This window comes from Bordetella tumulicola (genome assembly GCF_054779135.1).
In genome coordinates, this window is record NZ_BAAGYU010000008.1 from 61,878 (window position 1) to 84,674 (window position 22,797).

Annotated in this window: 20 protein-coding genes and 1 tRNA gene; 17 read left to right on the forward strand and 4 right to left on the reverse strand. The window is 59.7% G+C overall.

The features are described 5' to 3' along the window. Window positions 1-9 precede the first annotated feature (9 nt). Both ACYVDM_RS15530 and ACYVDM_RS15535 read right to left on the reverse strand, forming a co-directional pair. On the reverse strand, window positions 10-507 hold the full coding sequence (locus tag ACYVDM_RS15530) for a CBS domain-containing protein (protein WP_415792435.1): 498 nt from the start codon (window positions 505-507) through the stop codon (window positions 10-12). Window positions 508-524: 17 nt separating this feature from the next. Continuing rightward, entirely contained in the window at window positions 525-1,853 is a 1,329-nt protein-coding gene (locus ACYVDM_RS15535) for a YihY family inner membrane protein (protein WP_415792434.1), read from the reverse strand. Between the two features lie 17 nt (window positions 1,854-1,870). On the opposite strand from ACYVDM_RS15535, the gene ACYVDM_RS15540 reads away from it, so the two are divergent. The 17 genes from ACYVDM_RS15540 (at window position 1,871) to ACYVDM_RS15620 (ending at window position 20,361) form a co-directional block, all read left to right on the forward strand. After that, a complete protein-coding gene (locus ACYVDM_RS15540) occupies window positions 1,871-2,284 on the forward strand; it encodes a DUF2069 domain-containing protein (protein ID WP_415792433.1) in 414 nt (137 codons plus the stop codon). Then, window positions 2,281-3,768, forward strand: a complete 1,488-nt coding sequence (locus ACYVDM_RS15545; protein ID WP_415792432.1) for a protein adenylyltransferase SelO — start codon at window positions 2,281-2,283, stop codon at window positions 3,766-3,768. Before ACYVDM_RS15540 ends, ACYVDM_RS15545 begins: the two co-directional genes overlap by 4 nt. A 75-nt stretch (window positions 3,769-3,843) precedes the next feature. Next, entirely contained in the window at window positions 3,844-4,902 is a 1,059-nt protein-coding gene (gene aroC / locus ACYVDM_RS15550; RefSeq protein ID WP_415792431.1) for a chorismate synthase, read from the forward strand. Window positions 4,903-4,960: 58 nt separating this feature from the next. Continuing rightward, on the forward strand, window positions 4,961-5,803 hold the full coding sequence (locus ACYVDM_RS15555) for a M48 family metallopeptidase (protein WP_415792430.1): 843 nt from the start codon (window positions 4,961-4,963) through the stop codon (window positions 5,801-5,803). Between the two features lie 135 nt (window positions 5,804-5,938). Further along, window positions 5,939-7,342 (forward strand): 3-isopropylmalate dehydratase large subunit, encoded by a 1,404-nt coding sequence (gene leuC, locus ACYVDM_RS15560; protein ID WP_415792429.1) that lies wholly within the window; start codon window positions 5,939-5,941, stop codon window positions 7,340-7,342. Window positions 7,343-7,352: 10 nt separating this feature from the next. Beyond that, window positions 7,353-8,003: a 3-isopropylmalate dehydratase small subunit gene (leuD, locus tag ACYVDM_RS15565; protein ID WP_415792428.1), complete on the forward strand. Its 651-nt coding sequence runs from the start codon at window positions 7,353-7,355 to the stop codon at window positions 8,001-8,003. Between the two features lie 24 nt (window positions 8,004-8,027). Further along, window positions 8,028-9,104, forward strand: coding sequence for a 3-isopropylmalate dehydrogenase (leuB, locus tag ACYVDM_RS15570; RefSeq protein ID WP_415792427.1), 1,077 nt, complete (start codon window positions 8,028-8,030; stop codon window positions 9,102-9,104). A gap of 222 nt (window positions 9,105-9,326) precedes the next feature. Continuing rightward, window positions 9,327-10,457, forward strand: coding sequence for an aspartate-semialdehyde dehydrogenase (gene asd / locus ACYVDM_RS15575; protein WP_415792426.1), 1,131 nt, complete (start codon window positions 9,327-9,329; stop codon window positions 10,455-10,457). Window positions 10,458-10,664: 207 nt separating this feature from the next. Continuing rightward, window positions 10,665-12,398 carry a type IV pilus assembly protein FimV gene (locus ACYVDM_RS15580; protein ID WP_460475420.1) on the forward strand — a complete coding sequence of 578 codons (1,734 nt, stop codon included), beginning with the start codon at window positions 10,665-10,667 and terminating at the stop codon, window positions 12,396-12,398. A 5-nt stretch (window positions 12,399-12,403) separates the two neighbouring features. Then, window positions 12,404-13,210 carry a tRNA pseudouridine(38-40) synthase TruA gene (truA, locus tag ACYVDM_RS15585; protein ID WP_415792423.1) on the forward strand — a complete coding sequence of 269 codons (807 nt, stop codon included), beginning with the start codon at window positions 12,404-12,406 and terminating at the stop codon, window positions 13,208-13,210. A gap of 145 nt (window positions 13,211-13,355) precedes the next feature. After that, window positions 13,356-14,450 carry a TRAP transporter substrate-binding protein gene (locus tag ACYVDM_RS15590; RefSeq protein ID WP_415792422.1) on the forward strand — a complete coding sequence of 365 codons (1,095 nt, stop codon included), beginning with the start codon at window positions 13,356-13,358 and terminating at the stop codon, window positions 14,448-14,450. 213 nt (window positions 14,451-14,663) lie between these two features. Then, complete coding sequence (locus ACYVDM_RS15595; RefSeq protein WP_415792421.1) at window positions 14,664-15,284, forward strand: TRAP transporter small permease subunit; 621 nt, start codon at window positions 14,664-14,666, stop codon at window positions 15,282-15,284. Between the two features lie 2 nt (window positions 15,285-15,286). Then, entirely contained in the window at window positions 15,287-16,954 is a 1,668-nt protein-coding gene (locus tag ACYVDM_RS15600; protein WP_415792420.1) for a TRAP transporter large permease, read from the forward strand. Window positions 16,955-16,987: 33 nt separating this feature from the next. Further along, a complete protein-coding gene (locus tag ACYVDM_RS15605; protein ID WP_415792419.1) occupies window positions 16,988-17,668 on the forward strand; it encodes a phosphoribosylanthranilate isomerase in 681 nt (226 codons plus the stop codon). 234 nt (window positions 17,669-17,902) lie between these two features. Then, window positions 17,903-18,862, forward strand: a complete 960-nt coding sequence (locus tag ACYVDM_RS15610) for a glycosyltransferase family 9 protein (protein ID WP_415792418.1) — start codon at window positions 17,903-17,905, stop codon at window positions 18,860-18,862. 132 nt (window positions 18,863-18,994) lie between these two features. Further along, window positions 18,995-20,239, forward strand: coding sequence for an O-antigen ligase family protein (locus ACYVDM_RS15615; protein WP_415792417.1), 1,245 nt, complete (start codon window positions 18,995-18,997; stop codon window positions 20,237-20,239). 45 nt (window positions 20,240-20,284) lie between these two features. After that, a tRNA-Val gene (locus ACYVDM_RS15620) sits at window positions 20,285-20,361 on the forward strand. A gap of 113 nt (window positions 20,362-20,474) precedes the next feature. On the opposite strand, the gene ACYVDM_RS15625 is transcribed toward ACYVDM_RS15620, so the two are convergent. Next, complete coding sequence (locus ACYVDM_RS15625) at window positions 20,475-21,467, reverse strand: acyl-CoA dehydrogenase family protein (protein ID WP_415792416.1); 993 nt, start codon at window positions 21,465-21,467, stop codon at window positions 20,475-20,477. Window positions 21,468-21,487: 20 nt separating this feature from the next. Then, complete coding sequence (locus ACYVDM_RS15630) at window positions 21,488-22,645, reverse strand: acyl-CoA dehydrogenase family protein (protein WP_415792415.1); 1,158 nt, start codon at window positions 22,643-22,645, stop codon at window positions 21,488-21,490. Window positions 22,646-22,797 lie beyond the last annotated feature (152 nt).

Sequence of the window (22,797 nt, forward strand, 5' to 3'; positions counted from 1 at the left end):
CGCGCGCAATTACTCACGTTTTTCAGCCGGCGCAGGTGAATCAGGCGCCTCGGCCGAGGCGGTGCCATCCATCGGCCAGTCACGGATATAGGCCTTGAGCATGTTGTTTTCAAACTGCTGTGCCGCCACGATGGCTTGGGCCATGTCATAGAACGAAATCACGCCCAACAGCGTCGGGCCATCCATGACCGGGATGTAGCGTGCGTGTTTTTCCAGCATCAGACGCTGGACTTCGTCTGCGCTGGTATTGGGCGACACACTTACCGGAGCGTCATCCATGATGGAGCGAATGGTGGTCTTGCCCCATTCGCCGTCGGTATGGTCGTGCAGGTGACGGATGATTTCGCGAAAGGTCAGCATCCCTGTCAGCATGCCCGATTCCATGATGACCAATGAGCCAATATCTTGTTCGCTCATGGTTTGCACGGCGAGAGCGACTGGCATATCGGGTGAGGCCGTATAAAGCGTATTGCCCTTTACACGAAGAATTTCGCTAACTTTTAACATGATGCTTCTCCTGGGAGCTAAGCCCCCGACTTTATATTTTTGCCCGCGTGCAGCGGTGTAGGCGCTGCCGCCTTGATAGACGTATTGTGCTCCAGCTGCTCCAGTTCTTCCAGTGTGGGCGCACCGCTGGCCGCGAATGCGGCGCTCACGACTTGTACGATTTGCGGGTCGTCGTGCAGTCTGGGTTGTTGTCGATCCAGCAGGAAATGATCGATGATCGGTTCTAGCGAGATTTTGCGCGGGTCGCAGGCCAGGATCCAGCGTTGGTCGGCCGTGCGGGCAATCAGGCCCAGTCGTTCGAGCTGCTCCAGGACAGTATTGAGCTCGTCATGATGCAGGCGCAGGCGTTTGGCCAGCGCACTCATGCTGCGACCGGCGGGTTGGTGCCCTTGTGCGGCATGTAGTGAACGCAACACCGCCAGGGCATCAATGAACGGCGCGCCGGGGCTGCGATTAATTTGCCAGCGCCCCAGGCGGATCAACGGCACACTGGCTGCTACGGTGGCGCCGAACAGCACCGCCAGCCAGGAGAGATAAATCCACAGCAAAAAAATCGGTAGGGTGGCAAAGGCGCCGTAGATGACCGTATATGTCGGAAATGTCGTCAAATAATAGGCAAAAGCGGCCTTCATGAGTTCCAGCACAATCGCCGTGCCAAAACCGCCCACCATGGCGTCGCGCCAGTACACGTGGCGATTGGGAACCACCACAAACAAGGCGGCAAACCCCAGGCCAGTGAGGACCAGGGGTAAAAACGAGATGGCCAGACTCATGATTTCCGGCACATCGCGTACCAGCCCCATGGATTCCCGAGCCAGAAACGAGGTGGCCCACAGGCTCGCACCCGCGACAACAGGTCCCAGTGTGACTACGGCCCAGTACACCAGCGCGCGCTGTGGCAGGGGGCGCTGGCGCGTCACATGCCAGATGTCGTTGAACGTCTTGTCGATGGTCATTAGCAGCAAGATCGAGGTGACCACCAGAAATCCCCCACCGATGGCGGTCAGGCGTGTGGCTTGCCGCGCGAACTGGTTCAGGTAATTCATGATGTTGTCGGACACGGCCGGCGGCATCAGGCTGGTCGTGAGGAAATTCTCGAGCGCGAGGCGAAAATCCTGAAAGACGGGAAAGGCCGTGAACAACGACAACACGACGGCCAGCATGGGCACCAGGCCCAGCACGGTCGTAAATGTCAGGCTGGAGGCCACCTGTAGTAACCGTTCTTCGGCCGCACGCTGGGCGGCAAAACGGAACACCTGCCCCAGGCGCGTGATCCAGGGTACGCGCGGGCGGGCCGCGGGTGGCGGCCTCGACTGTGTGTCGGTCGGCTCGGCAGAGTGGCTCATCAGGCGATAATAGCAGTATGAACCCTGAGCTCAACCCCCATTTTCGGCGCCTGGCGTCAGTTGCGTTGTTGGCCCTGATCCTGTTGTGCGTGGTATGGGAAACCGTCCTGGCGCCCATCCGGCCGGGCGGCTCGTGGCTATTTCTCAAGGCGTTGCCATTAGCGTTTGCGCTGCGCGGTGTGTTGCGCGGAAATTTGTACACCTATCAGTGGGCGTCGATGCTGGTGTTGCTGTACCTGATGGAGGGCGTCGTACGCGCCATGTCTGATCCGGCACCTTTGTCGGCCGGGTTGGCAGGCATCGAGATCGTGTTGTCGCTCGTGTTTTTCCTGGCCGCGATTTTGTATGTGCGGCCCGCCAAGCGGGCCGCACGCGCACGGATCCGGGCTCAATCTGATGGCGCGCGCCGCGCGCCGAGGTCCTCATCATGACGGTCGACTCCGTAACTCAACTCCAGTTGGATAATTCCTTTGCCGCGCTGCCCGCCGATTTTTATACGCGTCTCGAGCCCCGGCCGCTGAACGCGCCGCGTTTGCTCCATGCCAATGAGCAGGCCGCAGAGTTGATCGGTCTGTCGCCGCAGGCCCTGCAGTCCGAGGATTTTTTGCAGGTGTGTGCGGGCCAGCAACCTCTGCCGGGCGGGCAGACCCTGGCTGCGGTCTATAGCGGGCATCAGTTTGGCGTCTGGGCGGGCCAGTTGGGCGATGGTCGCGCGCACTTGCTGGGCGAGGTTGTCGGTCCGCAAGGCAATTGGGAATTGCAACTCAAGGGCTCCGGCATGACGCCGTATTCCCGTATGGGCGATGGGCGGGCCGTTCTGCGCTCATCGGTGCGCGAGTACCTGGCCAGCGAGGCCATGCAGGGGCTGGGCATTCCTACGACGCGCGCCCTGGCCGTGGTGGTATCGGATGACCCCGTCGTTCGCGAAACGGTCGAAACCGCCGCCATCGTTATGCGCATGTCACCGAGCTTTGTGCGGTTTGGCTCGTTTGAGCATTGGTCATCACGCCGTCAGCCTGAACAACTGCAGCAATTGACCGACTACGTCATCGACAAATTTTATCCACAATGCCGGGACGCGGGTGCCAACGGCGTGCCCGGACCCGACGGGGACGTGCTGCGCCTGTTGACCGAGGTCACGCGCCGTACGGCGTTGCTCATGGCCGACTGGCAAGCCGTGGGTTTTTGTCATGGCGTCATGAATACCGACAATATGTCCATCCTGGGATTGACGCTGGACTATGGGCCGTATGGGTTCATGGACACGTTCCAGTTGGGTCATGTGTGCAATCACTCCGATACCGAGGGGCGCTACGCGTGGAACAGGCAACCCTCGGTGGCCCTCTGGAATCTCTATCGCCTGGCGGGCAGCCTGCATACCCTGGTGTCCGATGTCGATGCGCTACGCGGCGTCCTGGACGGTTACGAAGCGATATTCGTGCAGGCCTTTCATCAGCGCATGGCGGCCAAACTCGGCCTGAGCCAGTGGCGCGCCGAGGACGAGCCGCTGTTGGACGCGTTGCTCAAGCTGATGCACGAGCAGCGCGCGGATTTCACCTTGACGTTTCGTCGTCTGGCCGATGCCGTTCGCGGGCAAACGCAGGGGTTTGCGGATCTGTTCATCGATCGCGAGGCGGCGCGCGCCTGGTACGAACGCCTGGCGGCCCGCCACGCGGAGGACGACATGGGTGCGGCTGCCCGCGCCGACGCGATGGATGCCGTGAACCCGCTGTACGTGTTGCGCAACCACTTGGCCGAGCAGGCCATTCGTGCTGCCAAGGCGGGCGACGCCAGCGAGATTGATACCCTGTTGCGCCTGTTGCGAGATCCTTATACGGAAAAAGCCGGTTACGACAGCTACGCCGCACTGCCTCCCGATTGGGCGGGCGGCCTCGAGGTCAGTTGCTCATCGTGAGTTTGAGCCTGTACGCGCCCGGGCAATGTCATAATCAAGCCTGCCTTTTAATGCTTTCCTGACCTGTTAACGTCTATGTCTGGCAATACGCTCGGTACTCTTTTCTGCGTCACCAATTTTGGTGAATCGCATGGCCCGGCCATCGGTTGTGTGGTGGATGGCTGCCCACCCGGATTGGCGCTGGACGCCGCCGATATCCAGGCGGAGCTCGACCGCCGCCGTCCGGGAACCTCGCGCCACGTGACACAGCGCCAGGAGGCTGATCAGGTCGAGATCCTGTCGGGCGTATATCAGGGGGTGACCACCGGTACGCCGATTGCGCTGCTGATTCGCAACACCGATGCGCGCAGCAAAGACTATTCCAATATCGCCGATACCTTTCGTCCCGGTCACGCGGATTTCACCTATACCCGCAAATACGGCCTGCGTGATCCACGCGGGGGCGGTCGTTCCTCGGCGCGGCTGACGGCGCCCACCGTGGCGGCAGGCGCCATCGCCAAGAAATGGCTGGCCGAGCAGCACGGCATACGCGTGCGGGGCTATATGAGCCAGCTGGGGCCCATCCCGATTCCATTCGTGTCGTGGGACGACGTTCCGGCTAATGCCTTTTATGCTCCCAACGCGGCCATCGTGCCCGAACTCGAAGCCTATATGGACCAACTCCGTCGCGATGGGGACTCGATAGGCGCGCGTATCGAAGTGGTGGCCGAGAATGTCCCGGTGGGATGGGGTGAGCCCGTGTACGATCGTCTGGATGCCGATATCGCCCACGTGATGTTGGGGCTGAACGCGGTCAAAGGGGTGTCGATTGGCGCCGGCTTCGATTGCGTGACGCAGCGCGGTTCCGAGCATGGCGATGAAATCACGCCTGACGGTTTTGTTGGTAACAATGCGGGCGGGGTACTGGGTGGTATTTCCACCGGACAGCCCGTCACGGTATCGCTCGCCATCAAGCCAACATCCAGTATTCGCGTGGAGCGCCGTTCGATCAACGCTGAGGGGGAGCCCGTCACGGTGCAAACTCTGGGGCGTCATGACCCGTGCGTGGGCATCCGTGCGACGCCCATCGTCGAGTCCATGCTGGCGTTGGTGCTGATCGATCATGCGCTGCGCCATCGAGGGCAGTGCGGCTGACAGGATCCGATGGGCGGCATGCCGCGTCGGCTCGATAACGTGTACAAGAGGAAACATCATGAACGCGAGAACTCGAACGATATGGCACAAACTGCTGGGCGTCGCAGCAGTGGCCGGCGTTTTGGCCCTGACAGGTTGCGCCGGCGTACAAACGACCCAATCGGGCGCCATAGGCGTCGAGCGTACGCAATACATGTCCAGTATGGTGCCCGCCCAAGAGATCGAGCAAGAGGCCGGCCAACAATATGCCGACCTCATCCAGCAGGCAAAGGCGCAGGGCGCGCTGGATCGCAACGCCTCACAAGTCTCGCGCGTGCAGGCTATCTCTAAACGCCTGATCGCGCAGGTGGGGACGTTCCGTCCTGATGCCACGAATTGGCAATGGGAAGTCCATGTGTTGTCGTCCGACGATGTCAATGCGTGGTGCATGCCCGGCGGAAAAATGGCCGTCTATACCGGGTTGTTGACCCAGATCAAACCGACAGATGCCGAGTTGGCCGCGGTCATGGGGCACGAAATTGCGCACGCGCTACGCGAACATGCCCGTGAACGTGTGTCGCAGCAAATGGTCACCAATCTCGGGCTGTCCGTACTGTCCATTGCGACCGGCGTGTCGGCCGACTTGAGCGGCAAACTGACCGACGTGATGTTCACGCTGCCCAATAGCCGTACCCACGAGAGCGAGGCGGACCTGATGGGCGTGGAACTGGCGGCACGGGCGGGCTATGACCCACGGGCCGCCGTGACGCTGTGGGAAAAAATGGGGGCGGCCAGCAGTGGCAGCTCGCCACCGGAGTTTCTGTCTACTCACCCCTCGGCGGCGACCCGTATTACCGACTTACAGGTGGCTTCGGAACGGGTGTTGCCGCTGTACCAGCAAGCCATAGGCAAGTCGAAATAGAGGCTGACCAGTCTCAAGGTAGTGCTTTTAATACTAGGATAACTGCTGCCGTTGTACTAGGTTGAGAGCATGGGCATAATGAGACATCAATTCTGATTTCCCTCCGGTCTGCCCGGATATTCCGCGAGTCTACTCATGGCCCAAACCCTCTACGACAAACTCTGGAACGCGCACGTCGTGAACCAGGAATCCGATGGCACCTGTTTGCTCTACATCGACCGTCACCTGTTGCACGAGGTGACCAGTCCGCAGGCATTCGAAGGTCTGGCGATAGCCGACCGCAAGCCGTGGCGCATCAACGCCAACCTGGCGGTAGCCGATCACAACGTGCCGACGCTGAATCGCGATCAGGGTATTGACGACCCGATCTCCAAACTGCAGATCGACACGCTGGATGCCAACTGCGACAAGTTCGGCATTACTGAATTTCGCATGTCTGATCTGCGCCAGGGCATCGTGCACGTCATCGGACCGGAGCAGGGGGCAACCCTGCCGGGCATGACGGTCGTGTGCGGCGACTCACATACCAGCACGCACGGTGCCATGGGTGCGCTGGCGTTCGGTATTGGTACGTCCGAGGTCGAACACGTGCTGGCCACCCAGACGCTGCTCATGAAAAAGAGCAAGAGCATGCTGATCAAGGTCGAAGGCAAGCTGCCTTTTGGCTGTACGGCAAAAGATGTCGTGTTGCACATCATCGGCATCATCGGTACGGCGGGCGGCACGGGCCACGCGATCGAGTTTGGCGGCAGCACCATTCGCGACTTGTCGATGGAAGGCCGCATGACGGTGTGCAATATGGCGATCGAGGCCGGTGCGCGTTCGGGCATGGTGGCCGTCGATGACAAAACCGTCGAGTATTTCCGTGGTCGTCCGTTCTCGCCTAACGGCGTCCTGTGGGATCAAGCCGTGGCTTACTGGCGCACGCTGCACAGCGACGAGGGCGCGAAGTTCGATCGCGTGGTCGAGATCAATGCCCAAGAAATCAAGCCGCAGGTGACCTGGGGCACCTCGCCCGAAATGGTCTTGCCGGTGGACTCTCGCGTTCCTGATCCTGACCGTGAAAAAGACGATGTACGTCGCAGCGGCATGGAGCGGGCGTTGCAGTACATGGGCTTGAAGCCCAACACGCCGTTGACCGACATCCGTGTGGATCGCGTCTTTATCGGTTCGTGTACCAACTCGCGCATCGAAGACCTGCGTGCAGCCGCCGTCGTGGCACGTGGCAAGCACGTCGCGTCCAATGTGCGACAAGCCATGGTCGTGCCGGGCTCGGGCCTGGTCAAGCAGCAAGCCGAGCGCGAAGGCCTGGACAAGATCTTTATCGAAGCCGGTTTTGAATGGCGCGAACCAGGCTGCTCGATGTGTCTGGCAATGAACGCCGATCGCCTGGAGCCCGGCGAGCGCTGCGCATCAACCTCGAACCGCAACTTCGAAGGTCGACAAGGCCAGGGTGGCCGCACCCATCTGGTCAGCCCCGCCATGGCCGCTGCGGCTGCCGTAGCAGGCCATTTCGTCGACGTCCGCAACTTCCGCTAAGGTCCAGATCATGCAAGCATTTACGACTCACGAAGGCCTGGTGGCACCGCTCGATCGCGAGAACGTTGACACCGACCTCATCATTCCCAAGCAATTCCTCAAGTCCATCCAGCGCACAGGCTTTGGTCCGAACTTGTTCGATGAGCTGCGCTATCTGGATCACGGCGAGCCCGGCATGGACAACAGCAAGCGTCCGTTGAACCCGGACTTTGTGCTGAACCAGCCTCGCTATCAAGGCGCATCGGTGTTGTTGGCACGCAAAAACTTCGGTTGTGGTTCCAGCCGCGAGCACGCGCCCTGGGCGCTGACGCAGTATGGCTTTCGCGCGATCATCGCGCCGTCATACGCCGATATTTTCTTCAACAATAGCTTCAAGAACGGCCTGTTGCCCATCAGCCTGTCCGAGTTCGAAGTCGCGCGATTGTTTGACGAGGTCAAGGCTTTTCCGGGCTACAAACTGCGCATTGATCTCGAGCGTCAGGTCGTGATTGCCGCCGACGGTCGCGAACTGCAGTTCGATATCGAACCCTTTCGCAAGTATTGTTTGATCAACGGTTTTGATGACATCGGCTTGACGTTGCGTCAGTCCGACAAGATTCGCGCGTTTGAGGCGGAACGCCTGGCTCGCCATCCGTGGCTGGAAAGCCGTCCCGTCGCTTAAATATTCTATTGATAGGTTTTTTTCATGACGCATAAGATTGCAGTGTTGCCCGGCGACGGCATCGGTCCCGAGATTGTCGAGCAGGCCGTTCGTGTGTTGGGCGCACTCGATTTGCCGCTGGATATTCAGCAACAGCCTGTCGGTGGCGCCGCCTACGATCAATTCGAGCATCCGCTGCCGCCTGCGACGCTGGACTTGGCGCGACATTCGGACGCGGTATTGTTTGGCGCCGTAGGCGACTGGAAGTACGACAGCCTGCCGCGCGAGTTCCGTCCCGAGCAGGCGATTCTGGGCCTGCGCAAGGCCTTGGGCCTGTTTGCGAACCTGCGTCCTGCCATCCTGTATCCCGAGCTGGCCAGCGCTTCGTCGCTCAAGCCCGAGATCGTGTCGGGTTTGGACCTCCTGATTATTCGCGAACTGACCGGCGACATCTATTTTGGTACACCGCGTGGCGTGCGCAACGCCGAGGATGGCACTTTTGCCGGCGAACGCGAAGGGTTTGACACCATGCGCTACGCCGATTCCGAAGTGCGTCGTATCGCGCGCATAGGTTTCGAGTCCGCACGCAAGCGAGGCAAGAAACTCTGCAGTGTCGACAAAGCCAATGTGCTCGAGACCTCGCAGTTCTGGCGCGATATCGTGATCGAAATCGCACGCGACTATCCTGATGTCGAACTGTCGCACATGTACGTTGATAACGCGGCCATGCAGTTGGTGCGCAACCCGCGCCAGTTCGACGTGATCGTGACCGGTAACCTGTTTGGCGACATCCTCTCGGACGAAGCCGCCATGTTGACCGGCTCGATTGGCATGCTGCCGTCGGCCTCGTTGAATGCGTCGGGGCAGGGCCTGTACGAGCCCAGCCACGGGTCGGCGCCCGATATCGCGGGTCAAGGCATTGCCAACCCGTTGGCGACTATCTTGTCTGCTGCCATGTTGCTGCGTTATTCGCTGGGTCTGGCACAGCCGGCCGATCGCATCGAGACCGCCGTTCGCGCCGTGTTGGCTAACGGCCTGCGTACCGCCGATATATACGAAGAAGGCACGACCAAGGTGTCGACCTCGCAAATGGGTGACGCTGTCCTGAAAGCTCTGGCTTAATCTCGAGTCTATCGCTTGATCCGTGGCCCGGTGTTTATCGCCGGGCCACTTATGGTCTGACTTCCCCAGCCCCATCGCGAGCCTGTGTCGTTTCGCGCGGGCAAGCCCATTGGCGTCCAGTCTGTCCCTAATATCGCCGCAGTGCAACATCCTCCCGCTTATTCTGATAAATTGTCGGAATCAGCAGCTTTTTCTTTATTTTCCAACCCAAGAGCATAAAACATGACGCAAGCAGTAGGCCTGGTCGGCTGGCGCGGCATGGTCGGTTCCGTTCTCATGCAGCGCATGCGCGACGAAAACGACTTCGCCCTGATCGATCCCGTATTCTTTTCTACCAGCAATGCTGGCGGCGCCGCGCCCTTGTGGGCAGACGGTGCGGGCCCGTTGCAGAATGCCTACGACATCGATGCTCTGAAAAAACTGCCGATTATCGTGACCGCTCAGGGTGGCGATTACACCACCGAGGTCTTCCCCAAGCTGCGCGCGGCAGGTTGGGATGGCATCTGGATCGACGCCGCCAGCACCCTGCGTATGAAAGACGACGCCATCATCGTGCTGGATCCGGTCAATCGTCCGGTGATCGACGCTGCGCTCAAGCGTGGCGTGCGCAATTTCGTGGGGGGCAATTGCACCGTCAGCTGCATGCTGATGGGTCTGGCAGGTTTGTTTAACAACGACCTGGTGGAATGGATGACCTCCATGACCTACCAGGCCGCATCGGGTGGTGGGGCCCAGCACATGCGCGAGCTGCTGACGCAGTTCGGCCTGCTGAACCAGGCCGTCGGACCGTTGCTCGACGATCCCGCTTCGGCCATCCTGGACATCGATCGTGGCGTGTTGGCTGCTCAGCAAGATCCGGCCTTGCCCCAATCGCACTTTGGGGTGCCGCTGGGTGGCAACCTGATCCCCTGGATCGACAAGGACCTGGGTGATGGCATGTCGCGCGAGGAATGGAAAGCCGAGGCCGAAACCAACAAGATTCTCGGCCGCGGAGAGGCCTTCGGCACGCCCGCTACACCCATCGATGGCCTGTGTGTGCGCATTGGCGCCATGCGTTGCCATAGCCAGGCCCTGACCATCAAGCTCAAGCGCGATGTACCGCTCGACGAAATCGAAGCCCTCATTGCCCAAGGCACGCAATGGGCCAAGGTCGTACCCAACACCAAAGAAGACTCCGTACGCGCGCTCACGCCGGTGGCTGTGACAGGCACGCTGGATATTCCGGTGGGTCGTCTGCGTAAGCTGTCCATGGGTTCCCAGTATCTGGGTGCGTTCACCGTGGGTGATCAATTGTTGTGGGGCGCGGCCGAGCCGTTGCGCCGTATGTTGCGTATCGCACTGTCCGAGGCCTGAATCACGTTGTCGAACTGAGTCCATGGTTGGCCCGGTTCATTTTCAGGTTTGTCCGGCTCCTGTCGGGCATGACAAAGGCACCTGCGGGTGCCTTTGTCGCGTTTTGCTCTTGCTGAAGCCCTGATGCATTTATGAATCAGGGTCGATCTATTACACTTGCGCCCAGCAGTGGCCGGTAACCCGATTTGTCCAGCAGGATTTTCCACTATGAATTTGCGTTCACGCCGTTTCTCGCAACCTCGACACCTCAAAGCCTTGAATTGGGCCATAGCGTTAGCCCTGGGCGCTTCGATGGCGACCACCGCTCACGCGGCGATAGTGGGCCATTCACGTGTGGTGTCCGCACCCGGCGCGCCCCTGCAAGTCGTGGTGCCCCTGGATAACTTGAGCGCCGAAGAGCGCACCTCGCTACAAGTCTCGTTGGCCGATAGCGCCGCCTGGCAACGCGCGGGGTTGCAGCCACCGGTACCGCTCGACAGTGCACGCGTCAGCCTGCAAGACAGCGGGCAAGCCTCGCGCAAAGATATACGCATCGAGTCGTCGCAGCCTTTGGCGACTTCTGCGATTGATCTGCTGCTGAATTTGAAATCCAGCTCTGGTCAGCGCCAAGTTCAAGTTACCATTTTGGTGCCCCAGCGTGCGGAGGCCGGCACGGTCCAATCCGCGCGCGTGGGATCTGGCCGCGTCGACAACGCCGCATCGGCGAAATCGATTGACGTTCGCGCGGGAGATACGCTGTTGCGTATTGCCCGCGGCAATCGGGTCTCCGACGCTAGTGTTTATCAAATGTTGGTGGCGATATGGCGGGCAAATCCCCAAGCCTTTATCCAAAACAACATGAATCTGGTGCGTGCCGGTGAAACGCTGACAATCCCGGATACCGCCACCGTGCGTGCGATTGACCCCGCCGAGGCGCGTCGTATTTTCCTAGAGCACGACAAGGCATTCGCCAGCTATCGCGGTCGCGTCGGAGAAGGCGCTGCGGGTGCCGCGGCCGTCGGTGCCGAGGGCGGCGCGAACGCTGGGCAAGTCACGGCGGCCCCCTCTACGGGTGGAGCGAGCACCGCTTCCTCGCAAGATCGCTTGCGCCTCAGCGCATCGGATTCCGCCGATGCAAAGGCGGATGCGAGCACCTCTGACTCACGCGCCTTGCAAGACACCCAACAGCGCGTGCAGACCCTGGAAGGCAACGTCGATGCGCTCAAGCAGGCAGCAAACGCGACCGGTAAGCAGGGGGAAAATGGCGCGGCAGTAGGGAGCGGAGACGCGGCGGGTGGAGCCGCTACAGGCGCGGCCGGTGCAGCAGGCGCCACAGGTGCAGCATGCGCCACAGGTACAGCAGGCGCCACAGGTGCAACAGGTGCAACAGGTGCAGCAGGCGCTACAGGTGCTGCAGGCACGACCGGTGCAGCAGGTGCAGCAGGCGCGGCCGGTGCAGCAGGCGCGGCCGGTGCAGCAGGCGCGGCCGGTGCAGCAGGCACGGCCGGTGCAGCAGGCACGGCCGGTGCAGCAGGCACGACTGGCGCAGCAGGCGCGACGGGTGCCAACAGCAGCGGATCTGTCGGGGCGAGTTCCTCGGCTGCCACAGGCAGCCCTAATACCGCGTCCAATGCCTCCGGCCCCCTCAGTAACACTGCTGGCACAGAGGCCGCTCGCCAAGATAACGCTGCCGTTGCCGGCAATGACGCTTCCACGACAGGCAACTGGCTGACCGACAACTTGCTGGTCGTGGTGACGGCCGTGCTGGCGTTGATTGTCCTGATCATCGCATGGTTGTTGCGTCGTGTCGGCGCGCGTCGTGCCGACGACGACGAGGCCTCTTCATATGGGGAAACGGCTGCGCTGGATCCCGCATTGCTCACGCGAAAACTGGATGGCATCAATCTGGATCTGGATCAGCCGCCGACCGATGAGTCGTCTCCTCGCAGGCCGCGTGTTTGACAACGATGTCGCGTATGGCATTGGGGCTGGCGTACGACGGCTCCTCCTGGCAGGGATGGCAGACACAACCACATCGGCAAACGGTGCAAGACACGCTGGAGGCAGCCCTGGGCCGCTTTGCGGGTATTGACGGCCGTGTGCCGACGATATGCGCGGGCCGTACCGATACCGGCGTTCATGCCGCTATGCAGGTGGTGCATGTAGATACGCCGCTCGTGCGACGGACCGAATCCTGGGTACGTGGCGTCAACGCCTTTTTGCCCCCCAGCATTGCTATACAGTGGGCTCAACCGGTCTCCGACGACTTTCATGCGCGCTTTGCGGCGCGTTCGCGTACCTACATTTATTTGCTCTGGCGTGGGCGTGTAAGGCCGCCGCTCTGGGCGGGGCGGGCGGGATGGTGCTTTCAGCCCCTTGATGTCGATGCGATGCGTCAGGCGGCGGTGACGTTGCTGGGCGAACACGATTTTTCCAGTTTTCGTTCCTCGCAATGCCAGGCCCGACATCCGGTGCGCACTATGCATCGGCTGGACATCCAAGAGCGCGGCCCCTTTCTTGTGTTTACCCTTCGCGCCAATGCTTTTTTGCATCACATGGTGCGCAACATCATGGGCGCATTATTGCAAATCGGCCAAGGGCGCGAATCCGTAGCCTGGATGCAGAACGTGCTCGCCGCGCGAGACCGTCGCGTGGCTGCGCCGACGTTTCCTCCGGATGGCTTGTACCTGTCTGCCATCGAGTATCCCGCTGAATTCCAACTGAAAGAAACCGACGGCGGCCCGCAATTGTTGTCGCCGTTCATATTTGCTTAGGGTAATCAGCAGGAGGGCAATGATCGACTGACGCTATATGATTGCGAACGAAAAAAAGCAGCTCCAACAAGAGTTGCTGTATACGCAGTCGTTTCACACAAACGACCTGCGTTTGCAACGTTTTCCAAACAGGAGACTTCCCCTCATGCAACGTCGTTCGTTCCTCAAAAAAGCTACATTGGGTGCTGCCGCTGGCGGCGCCGCTCTTGCCGCTCCCGCTCTGGCACAAGAGTCCCCCAAGCTCAGTTGGCGCCTGGCGTCCAGTTTTCCGCGTAGCGCGGATGCGATTTACAGTGGCGGTGAAAATCTAGGCAAGTACGTTTCCGAAGCGACCGACGGTAAATTCACCATTCGTGCCTTTCCCGCGGGCGAGATCGTGCCGGCATTGCAGGTGCTCGACGCTGTTCAGAACAACACCATCGAGTGCGGTCACACGGCTTCGTATTATTACTTTGGCAAAGATCCCGCCTTGTGCTTTGACGGCGCCGTGCCGTTCGGCCTGAATACGCGCCAGATGAACGCCTGGATGCGTCATGGCAACGGCCTGAAACTCACGCGCGAGCTATTTGGAAAGTACAACATCGTGAACTTTCCCTGCGGTTACACCGGTACCCAAATGGGGGGCTGGTTCCGCAATGAAATCAAGACGGTAGACGATCTCAAGGGCTTGAAATTCCGCGCCAGCGCGTTTGCGGGCGCCGTGTTGTCGCGCCTGGGCGTCGTGCCGCAACAAATCGCGGGTGGTGACATCTATCCCTCGCTGGAAAAGGGCACCATCGACGCCGCCGAGTGGATTGGCCCGTACGACGACGAAAAATTGGGCTTTCACAAGGTCGCCAAAAACTATTACTTCCCCGGCTGGTGGGAAGGTACGCTGCAGGTGTCGTTGTACGTCAATCAAGAGCAGTACAACAAATTACCCAAACACTACCAAAACGTGCTGGCGCAGGCTTCTGCGGCCGCCACGGCCGACATGATTGCCACGTACGACGCGGAAAACCCGGCCGCCTTGCGTCGCCTGGTATCCCAGGGTGCACAACTCAAGGCTTTTCCCAAGCCCGTGATGGACGCCTGCTATGCCGAGGCCGTCAAAGTCTACGAAGAGTTCTCCGCCAAAGACCCCATGTTCAAAAAGATCTACGACGACATGGTGGCGTTCCGTGACAACGAAATCCCGTGGTTCCGTGTGGCTGAAGGCAGTTTCGACGGCTTCATGGGGACCATTGGCCGAGGCAAATAAGCAGGCCGCATGGGGTAGGGCACGGCCGATTGGGCACGACGATATAAAATTGTCCGTTTCCGCTCGTTACCGTACCCGCCAAAAGCAGGGGCGACTGGCGGCGGCGCCATGCCGAAGTCTGTCGTCCGGCCACCCCAGGCGGCGCTTGCATGCCCAGGCACGATGCCGTATTTGGTATCGTTGCGACCTTCTATCTAGCTCATTATTCCCATCATGAAAGCATTACTCGCTCTATCACGCGCAATCGATGCGCTGAACCTGCGGGTTGGCCGAGCCGTGACGTGGGTCACCCTGTTGGTGGTGCTGGTCAGCGCCGGCAACGCGGTGGTCCGCAAGGTGTTCGAAGTCAGTTCGAATGCCTGGCTGGAACTGCAGTGGTACATGTTTGGTGCCATGTTCCTGCTGACCGCGGGCTATACCCTGCTTAAAAATGAACACGTCCGGGTGGATATTCTGTCCTCCCGGCTTTCCAAACGTACGCAAATCTACATCGAAATCTTCGGGGTGTTGTTCTTCCTGTTGCCTATGGCGATTTTGATTACGTATCTGTCGTGGCCGATGTTCATGGATTCCTTTGTCTCCAACGAGCAATCCTCCAATTCGGGTGGCCTGGCTCGCTGGCCGGTCAAACTGATGATTCCAATCGGTTTCGGGTTGCTGGTGCTGGCGGGGGTTTCGCGTTTGATCAAATGCGTGGCCTATTTGCGTGGCCAGTCCCCTGATCCTCTGGCACGTGAGGTAGGCAAGTCCGCCGAGGAGGAGCTCGCCGAAGAGATCGCCCGTGAAGCGCAGGCGCGCGAGGCGGCCCTGCAACAACAAAACAAGGGCCAATGATCATGGAGTTCTTTGTCGCAAATTTGGCGCCGTTCATGTTCGGCACCTTGGTGTTATTTTTGCTATTGGGTTTTCCCGTGGCATTTGCGTTGGCCGCCAACGGGATCCTGTACGGTCTGGTCGGGATCGAGCTGGGGCTGTTTAACGCTACCCTGTTCCAGGCGCTGCCTCAGCGGGTGTTCGGCATTGTCGCCAACGATACCTTGCTGGCGGTCCCCTTCTTTACCTTGATGGGACTGGTACTTGAACGCTCAGGCATGGCAGAGGATCTGCTCGAGACCATCGGCCAGGTGTTTGGGCCGCTGCGCGGTGGCTTGGCCATCGCCGTGGTGTTGGTTGGCGCGATGTTGGCCGCGACCACCGGCGTGGTTTCCGCCTCGGTCATCTCGATGGGCTTGATTTCGTTGCCGATCATGCTGCGTTACGGGTATGACAGGCGCCTGGCCTCGGGGGTGATAGCCGCATCCGGCACGCTTTCGCAGATCATTCCACCCTCATTGGTGCTGATCATCCTGGCCGACCAGTTGGGTCGTTCGATCGGCGACATGTACCGTGCCGCAATGGTTCCCGGCTTCTTGCTGGCGGGCTCGTACATTCTGTACGTCGTTCTGGTCGCCGTCATCAAGCCTTCGGCAGCTCCGGCCTTGCCCGAAGAGGCTCGCGCCTTCCGTGAGCCTAACGGTTCGCGCGGCGGTCGTTCGTTGCTGGTGTTGATGCTGATTGCGGCCGCTTCTGCGTATTTCATGACGCAGTGGCTGGAAAAGGAAAATGCGCCTGTTGACGAAAAAGTCGTACTCAGCTTGCTGCTGTGGGGTCTGACGGCGTTTGTGATCGCCATCGTCAACAAAGTGTTTCGCCTGAAAGTGCTCTCGGCGTTGGCTGAACGCGTCACCTTTGTGATGATTCCGCCCTTGTTCCTGATCTTCCTCGTGCTGGGTACCATTTTCATCGGTGTCGCGACGCCGACCGAAGGCGGGGCGATGGGCGCCGTTGGTGCGATCATCATGGCGTTGATCCGTGGACGTCTGACCCTCGATCTGATGCGTCAGGCGATGGACACGACGACCAAGCTGTCGTGCTTCGTGGTGTTCATCCTGGTGGGGTCGACGGTATTCGGCTTGACCTTCCGTGGTGTCAGCGGCGACCTGTGGGTCGAGCATCTGTTGACCAGCGTGCCGGGTGGCCAATGGGGCTTTCTGATTGTGGTCAGCGTGCTGACCTTCGTGTTGGCGTTCTTCCTCGATTTCTTCGAACTGGCGTTCATCATCGTGCCTTTGCTCGCCCCTGTGGCCGACAAAATGGGCATCGATTTGATCTGGTTCGGGGTCATCCTGGCCGTGAACATGCAGACCTCGTTCATGCACCCGCCTTTTGGGTTTGCCCTGTTCTACCTTCGATCGGTGGCGCCCAAGGACGCCTATCGCGACAGGGTGACAGGTCAACGTATCGAGCCTGTGACGACCGGGCAGATCTATTGGGGATCGGTGCCCTTTATCGTGATCCAGTTGGTCATGGTGGCTGCGGTCATGATCTTCCCAGGCATCGTGATGCACTACAAGGCAGGGCTGTCCACCGTTGATCCCGATACCGTCAAGATCGAGATCGATACGACCTATGGCACCAGTACCTATGGCAGTGAAAACGCCGACCCGGCGGCGGCCTTCAAGTAAACTGGGTCGTTATTGCCCTTGAGCACTGGCGTTATGCGTACTCGCGTCAAAATCTGTGGTTTAACCCGCGAAGCAGACATCGCCTCGGCCGTACAGGCCGGGGCGGACGCGATCGGGTTTGTGTTTTATCCCGGTAGCAAGCGTTACGTCGCGCCGGCGCAGGCGGCCGCGCTGCGCCGTGCCGTGCCGGCTTTTGTCGACACGGTGGCCCTGTTCGTGAATCCGGATCCATCCGAGGTGCAGGTTGTCCTGGATCATGTCGGCCCGGACTTGCTGCAGTTCCATGGTGACGAGTCCGTTCAGGATTGCACCCGCTATGGCGTCCGTTTCTTGCGGGCGTTCCGTGCCGGCGCGCCGGGGCTGGACACGCCCGATGATTTAGCCACCGTCTGTCGTGCCTACGAGGCGGCGGCTGGGTGGCTGTTTGACAGTTACAGTGCGGGTTATGGTGGTAGTGGCCAGGCTTTTGATCACAGGCTGCTGGCTGCCGTGCGGGCCGATGTGTCCGCGCGTCCGATCATCTTGTCTGGTGGGCTGAACGCCGACAACATAGGCCCACTTATCCAGGCGCTGCGGCCTTGGGCCGTGGACGTGAGCAGCGGCGTAGAAACCGCTCCCGGGCTGAAATCGGCCGACAAGATCCGCGCCTTGATGGACGCCGTGCGTCATGCGGACGATGGTCGATCATCACTTGCGCCGTCGGCAGAGGAATAAACCGCATCGTTGAGCCAGTGAGACCTACGGGCTCATACCGTTAAATGGTTCGATAATTTTGTTAGCAGGTCCGTGCGATTCTCTCCGAATGACGGTACGGGGAGTGTGTTTTTCTAGGTATGTTGATCTGAATCGAAGTTATGCAACTTAATTAATCTAAATATATTAATTTATAGTTTTCGAATTCCGACAAAATACAGTCATATCACATCTGACATGAGCGTCCACCAAGATATGGCAACATCCGCTTCCGGCCTGCCTCCGTATGTGGCAGCCGAACACCAGCAACAGTTAAAGCACGCGAATCGGGTGGCCATGCTGATGGCGCCTCGCCTGGGCGACACCTTGCTCATGATGAACATGGTGCAAAACCTGCGTGCCAACGGGCGCAGCGTCACCGTCTTTGGCGATTATGCCTACGCGTTGCGCGCCTGGTTTCCTGGAATCGATATTCGTCCGTCTTTGCCAGAGTCCGAGGCTTCGCACGCATTGGCGGATTACGATTGTGCAGCGCAAATGCATGTCGGGTGGCCCTATGGATTGCATGACTACGCACGCAGCTATTTTTACTATGACGAGCACGTCGTCGTTACGGGCAAGGGCTTCATCAAGCTCAATCAAATCCGCGACTATTGTCACCAACAGTTGGGCCTTGAAAATTGTTCGTTGAATAACGGCCTGCGTCCGCTGCCTGAATTGCGTCATCGGCAACATTTACGGCGTGTGGCAGTCCATCCGTCCTCGGGGGGCGAGGAGCGACGCTGGGCCGCGTCGCATTTTGTCGAGCTTGGCAAGCGTTTGCAGCGCTCTGGCTATCAGCCGTTCTATATTCTTGCCCCGTACGAACGGGAGCAGTGGGCTTGTCTGGCAGAAAATGGCTTGTCCATATACCCGTCGACATTGCTTTCCGATGTCGCCACGTTTATTCACGAGTCTGGCTGGTTTGTCGGTAATGAGTCCGGTATCGGGCATTTGGCATCCAACGTCGGGATTCCTACCCTGACCGTTACCGGCAGGCCGACTCGCACGCTCTCCTGGCGCCCAGGATGGTCGACTTCTCGGATCGTGTACCCCGGCTATATTCCCGGGGGCAGATTGCGCGACCGTCTATGGCGCCATTGGCTTAAACCCCGTCAGGTGCTCCGGGCTTTTCGGCAATTGACCGACCAATACGAGAAACAAATTAGCGAATGACGTTGAGGGTTCATCGCTGACAGTTCAGCTTGCGCAAAAAAGGTGTTGTGCTCTTTTATGGTACATGCAGCGGGCCCGAATGCCGGGCGGAGAACAGGCATATCTCCCAAAGCCGTGGTGGTGATATCCATCTTGGCACTCTTGGTTCCCGCGCTCGCGTTGGTCAGTGCGGATGGTGGGCCGATCGCGCTATATCTTGGCGCCGTAGTGGGCCTGGGGGTGATTATTGCCAATGCGATCAAACCTTGGGAGGTCTACGCCTGGCGCGATCTGTGGCCGCTGATGGTTGCCTTGGCAGCACCGCTTGTGTGCATGCTGTTGGGCAATATCGTCCATGGCGACTGGGTGGCTTCCGAGTTCGAGAAATTGATTCGATTTGCATTGGCGATTCCAATTGCGTGGGTCTTGATGCGCTCGCCGGTGCAATGGCTACGGCACGTGCAGTGGAGCTTATTGTTCAGTGCTTACGTAGGTTCGCTGATGCTGTTGGTGATTTTGCTGTCGCCCGATTTGGGCAGAGGGGCCGTGTCAGCATTCGGTGGTAAATACAACGCCGTTGCGTTTGCGAATCTCACCTTGTTTTTTGGTTTCGCATCTTGCCTGACGTTGCCCTGGACATTGTCGCGCTGGCCCAGACTCGAGGCCGCCTTGAAACTGCTGGCGGTGCCCTTGAGTATCTATGCCGTATGGATCTCGGAGACACGCAGCAGTTGGGCACTGTTTGCTGTGCTGGGGCTGGTGATCTTGCTCAGCAAGCAGCAATGGACTGCGCGCACCAAGCTGATGTTCGTGGGTATGGCCCTGGTATTCATGGCCGTAGGACTATCATTTCTGTGGTACGCCGACGGCAGCCGTTTTCGCGCGATCTGGACAGATTTTCAGCGTTACGAGCAACATGATCGCGATACGTCTACCGGAATACGGATGCAGTTGGCAACGGCCTCATGGCTGATGTTCAAAGAGAGTCCATGGACAGGTGTAGGCGCCGGTAATTTCCGCGAAAAATTAGCCGAATTCAGAGACCAGGGGATCGTGACCCCTAAGGTTGCCTCGGATTATGGCGAGCCGCATAACGACTTTCTCGGGGCGTTAGCCGGGTACGGCATGTTTGGTTTACTGAGTATCCTGGCACTTTATTTTGTGCCGGCCGTGACCTTCCTGCGCCGCTTGCGCAACGCTGATGCCACCATCCACACAGCCGCGACCATCGGCCTGTTGTTTACGTTGGGCTACGCGCAATTCAGCCTGACTGAAATGATGTTCCGCAACATGCGCAGTGTGCCCATCTATGCTGTGACGCTCGCTGTGTTGTATGCACTGAGTACGCCGCGTCATCTGGCGATGGCTGATCGCCCATCAACAATAATCAGTCATTGATTTGCACGCCGAAAAAAATCCATATATAATCTTTTTCTCTTCTGCAGGCGGTTAGCTCAGATGGTTAGAGCGCTACGTTGACATCGTAGAGGTCGTTGGTTCGATTCCAATACCGCCTACCAAAATACTCGCAGACAGGGCGCACAAAAAAACCGCATCAATCTTTGATTGTGCGGTTTTTTGCTTTCCGGTCTTACCAGGGCACCCACCCATCAACGACTGTCTTTTCTCCGCGTTATAGCTCGCGCACGAATTCTGCCGCGCTGGTTGAGCTATTCATCAAGGCCTCGCCGACGATTCCGTGCCAGTATTGCTCGGATCCATGCGCCAGTCGCCAGCTGTGCAGCCGACGCGTGTAGAGCTGCAGGTCGTACTCCTCGGTGACACCGATGGCGCCGTGCAGGCCATGTGCAGTGGCGGCTACCAACGCTGCGGCTTCGCTGCTGCGGGCCTTCGCGATGGCGGCGGGCAGCAAGGCGGGTTGCGTTGTGCCCACGCGGAATGCAGCGGCCGTAGCGATGCGCGCGGCGGCGACGTGTTCGGCCATCACTGCCAACTGATGCTGGACTGCCTGAAATTTACCGATAGAGCGGCCGAATTGGATGCGGTCGTTGCCGTACTGGAGCGTTAATTCGAAACACCGGGTGATTGCGCCGGTCAGTAGCGCGGCGTGTAGCGCCGCTGCCCAGGCCGCCAGACGGCCTGGTGTGCCACCGGCATCGCCTAGACGCTTGCCGACTTGCTCAATGTCCGACTCCCATCGTAAATCGGCGGTCGGCTCGCCATGCAAGCGGCAATGACGACGTTGCGCGTCGTGGGCATCCAGTAACCACAGTGTGCCGCCCTGTTCAGCCAGCACGGGGCCTGCCAGCATGCCGTAGGGTACGCGTGGCGCAACCCATGTCGTATCGCGAGCCGACACCAGGCTGGGGGCAAAGGTCGGCAGGCCCTGAGGCACGGCCTCGCCGGCAGGCAGCAAGGTGCGTAGCGCGATGGCTTGCCCCACGGGTAGCGGTACGGCGTGTGCGCCTAGCGCCATGAATAATGGCAGCGCGTCGGCCAGGTCCGCACCTGCGCCGCCGGCATCTTCCGGCGCCATGAGCTCCAGAAAGCCGGATTCCAGAATGACGCTCCACAGCGCTTCGTGGTGACAGCCAGCGTCGATAGCGCGTACCGCGGCGGGGGGGCATTGGCCTTTCAGCAGGTCTTCGAAAGCTTCGCTGAACATCGTATTCGTCTCCACGCCTGTTAACGCAGGCCGAGGCCGCGAGCGATCATGCCGCGCAAGATTTCGCGCGTGCCGCCACGCAGCGAGTACGTGGGGCAGATCTGGTTGACATAGGCGCAAGTGCGCAACAGTTCCTCATCGACCTCTGCGCCGGGGTCTACCCCTAGGGCAGCTTCTATGACGGCAGGGATTTCTTGCTCGAAGCTCGTGCCCAGTTCCTTGACCAAGGCGGCTTCGACCACGGGACTCTCGCCCGCGGCCAGTCGGGCCGTCACCGACAGTGATAGGCTGCGCAGTGCCGCCAGATGAGTGACGAAGCGGCCGACGGCCGGCGCGTGCGTCGTATCGCCGTGGCTGCGCAGCCAATCTATCCAGCGGTCCAGCAACACGATGCTCGAATAAATCCGTTCGGGGCCGCTGCGCTCGAAAGCCAACTCGGCAGTGACTTGTTCCCAGCCGTCGCCTTCCTGCCCGACCAGCGCATCCTCGGATAGTCGAACATCGTCGAAGAACACTTCCGAAAAATGCGCATCGCCGGCTAGATCGGTGATGGGGCGTATCGTGACGCCTGGCAGCGACAGATCGATAATGAACTGCGACAGACCCTGATTGCGATCCTGCGGAGTCCCCGAGGTGCGCACCAGCGCGATCATGTAGTGACAGTGGTGAGCGTTGGTGGTCCATATTTTGCGACCAGAGAGTGTCCAGCCGCCATCGGGGTGGCGCTCGGCGCGAGAGCCCACACTGGCCAGATCCGAACCCGAGTTTGGTTCACTCATGCCGATGCAGAAAAAGGCTTCTCCGCGGCAGATGCGCGGCAGGTAGAAATTGCGTTGTGCCTCGTTGCCGAACTTGCGGATCAACGGCCCACTTTGGCGGTCGGCGATCCAGTGGGCCGATACTGGTGCACCCGCGCACAGCAACTCTTCGACCAGGATGAATCGGGAGAACGCGTCCATTTCCGCGCCACCATACGCACATGGCAAGGTGACCCCCACCCAGCCACGAGCGGCCAGCTTGCGGCTGAACTCGGCATCGAAGCCCAGCCACGAGCGCGCACGTTGGTCCGCCGGTAGCGGAGGCATTTCGGCCTGCAGGAACGACTGGACCTCTTGGCGAAAAATTTGCGCCGACTGAGGAAGCTCGGCGAGTGTGAATCGATTGATCAGGGTGGTCAAGATGGCAGTCCGATGGCGTAGCTATCGTTGACCGACCAAATAGGCCGGGCAGGGTTGTTGGAGGGACAAACTGCAGGAACAACGGCGATGCCGCGCACATGTTTATGCTCCCGGCTGCTCGCTATTGATCGGTGTCAGCTTAGAAAAGTGGT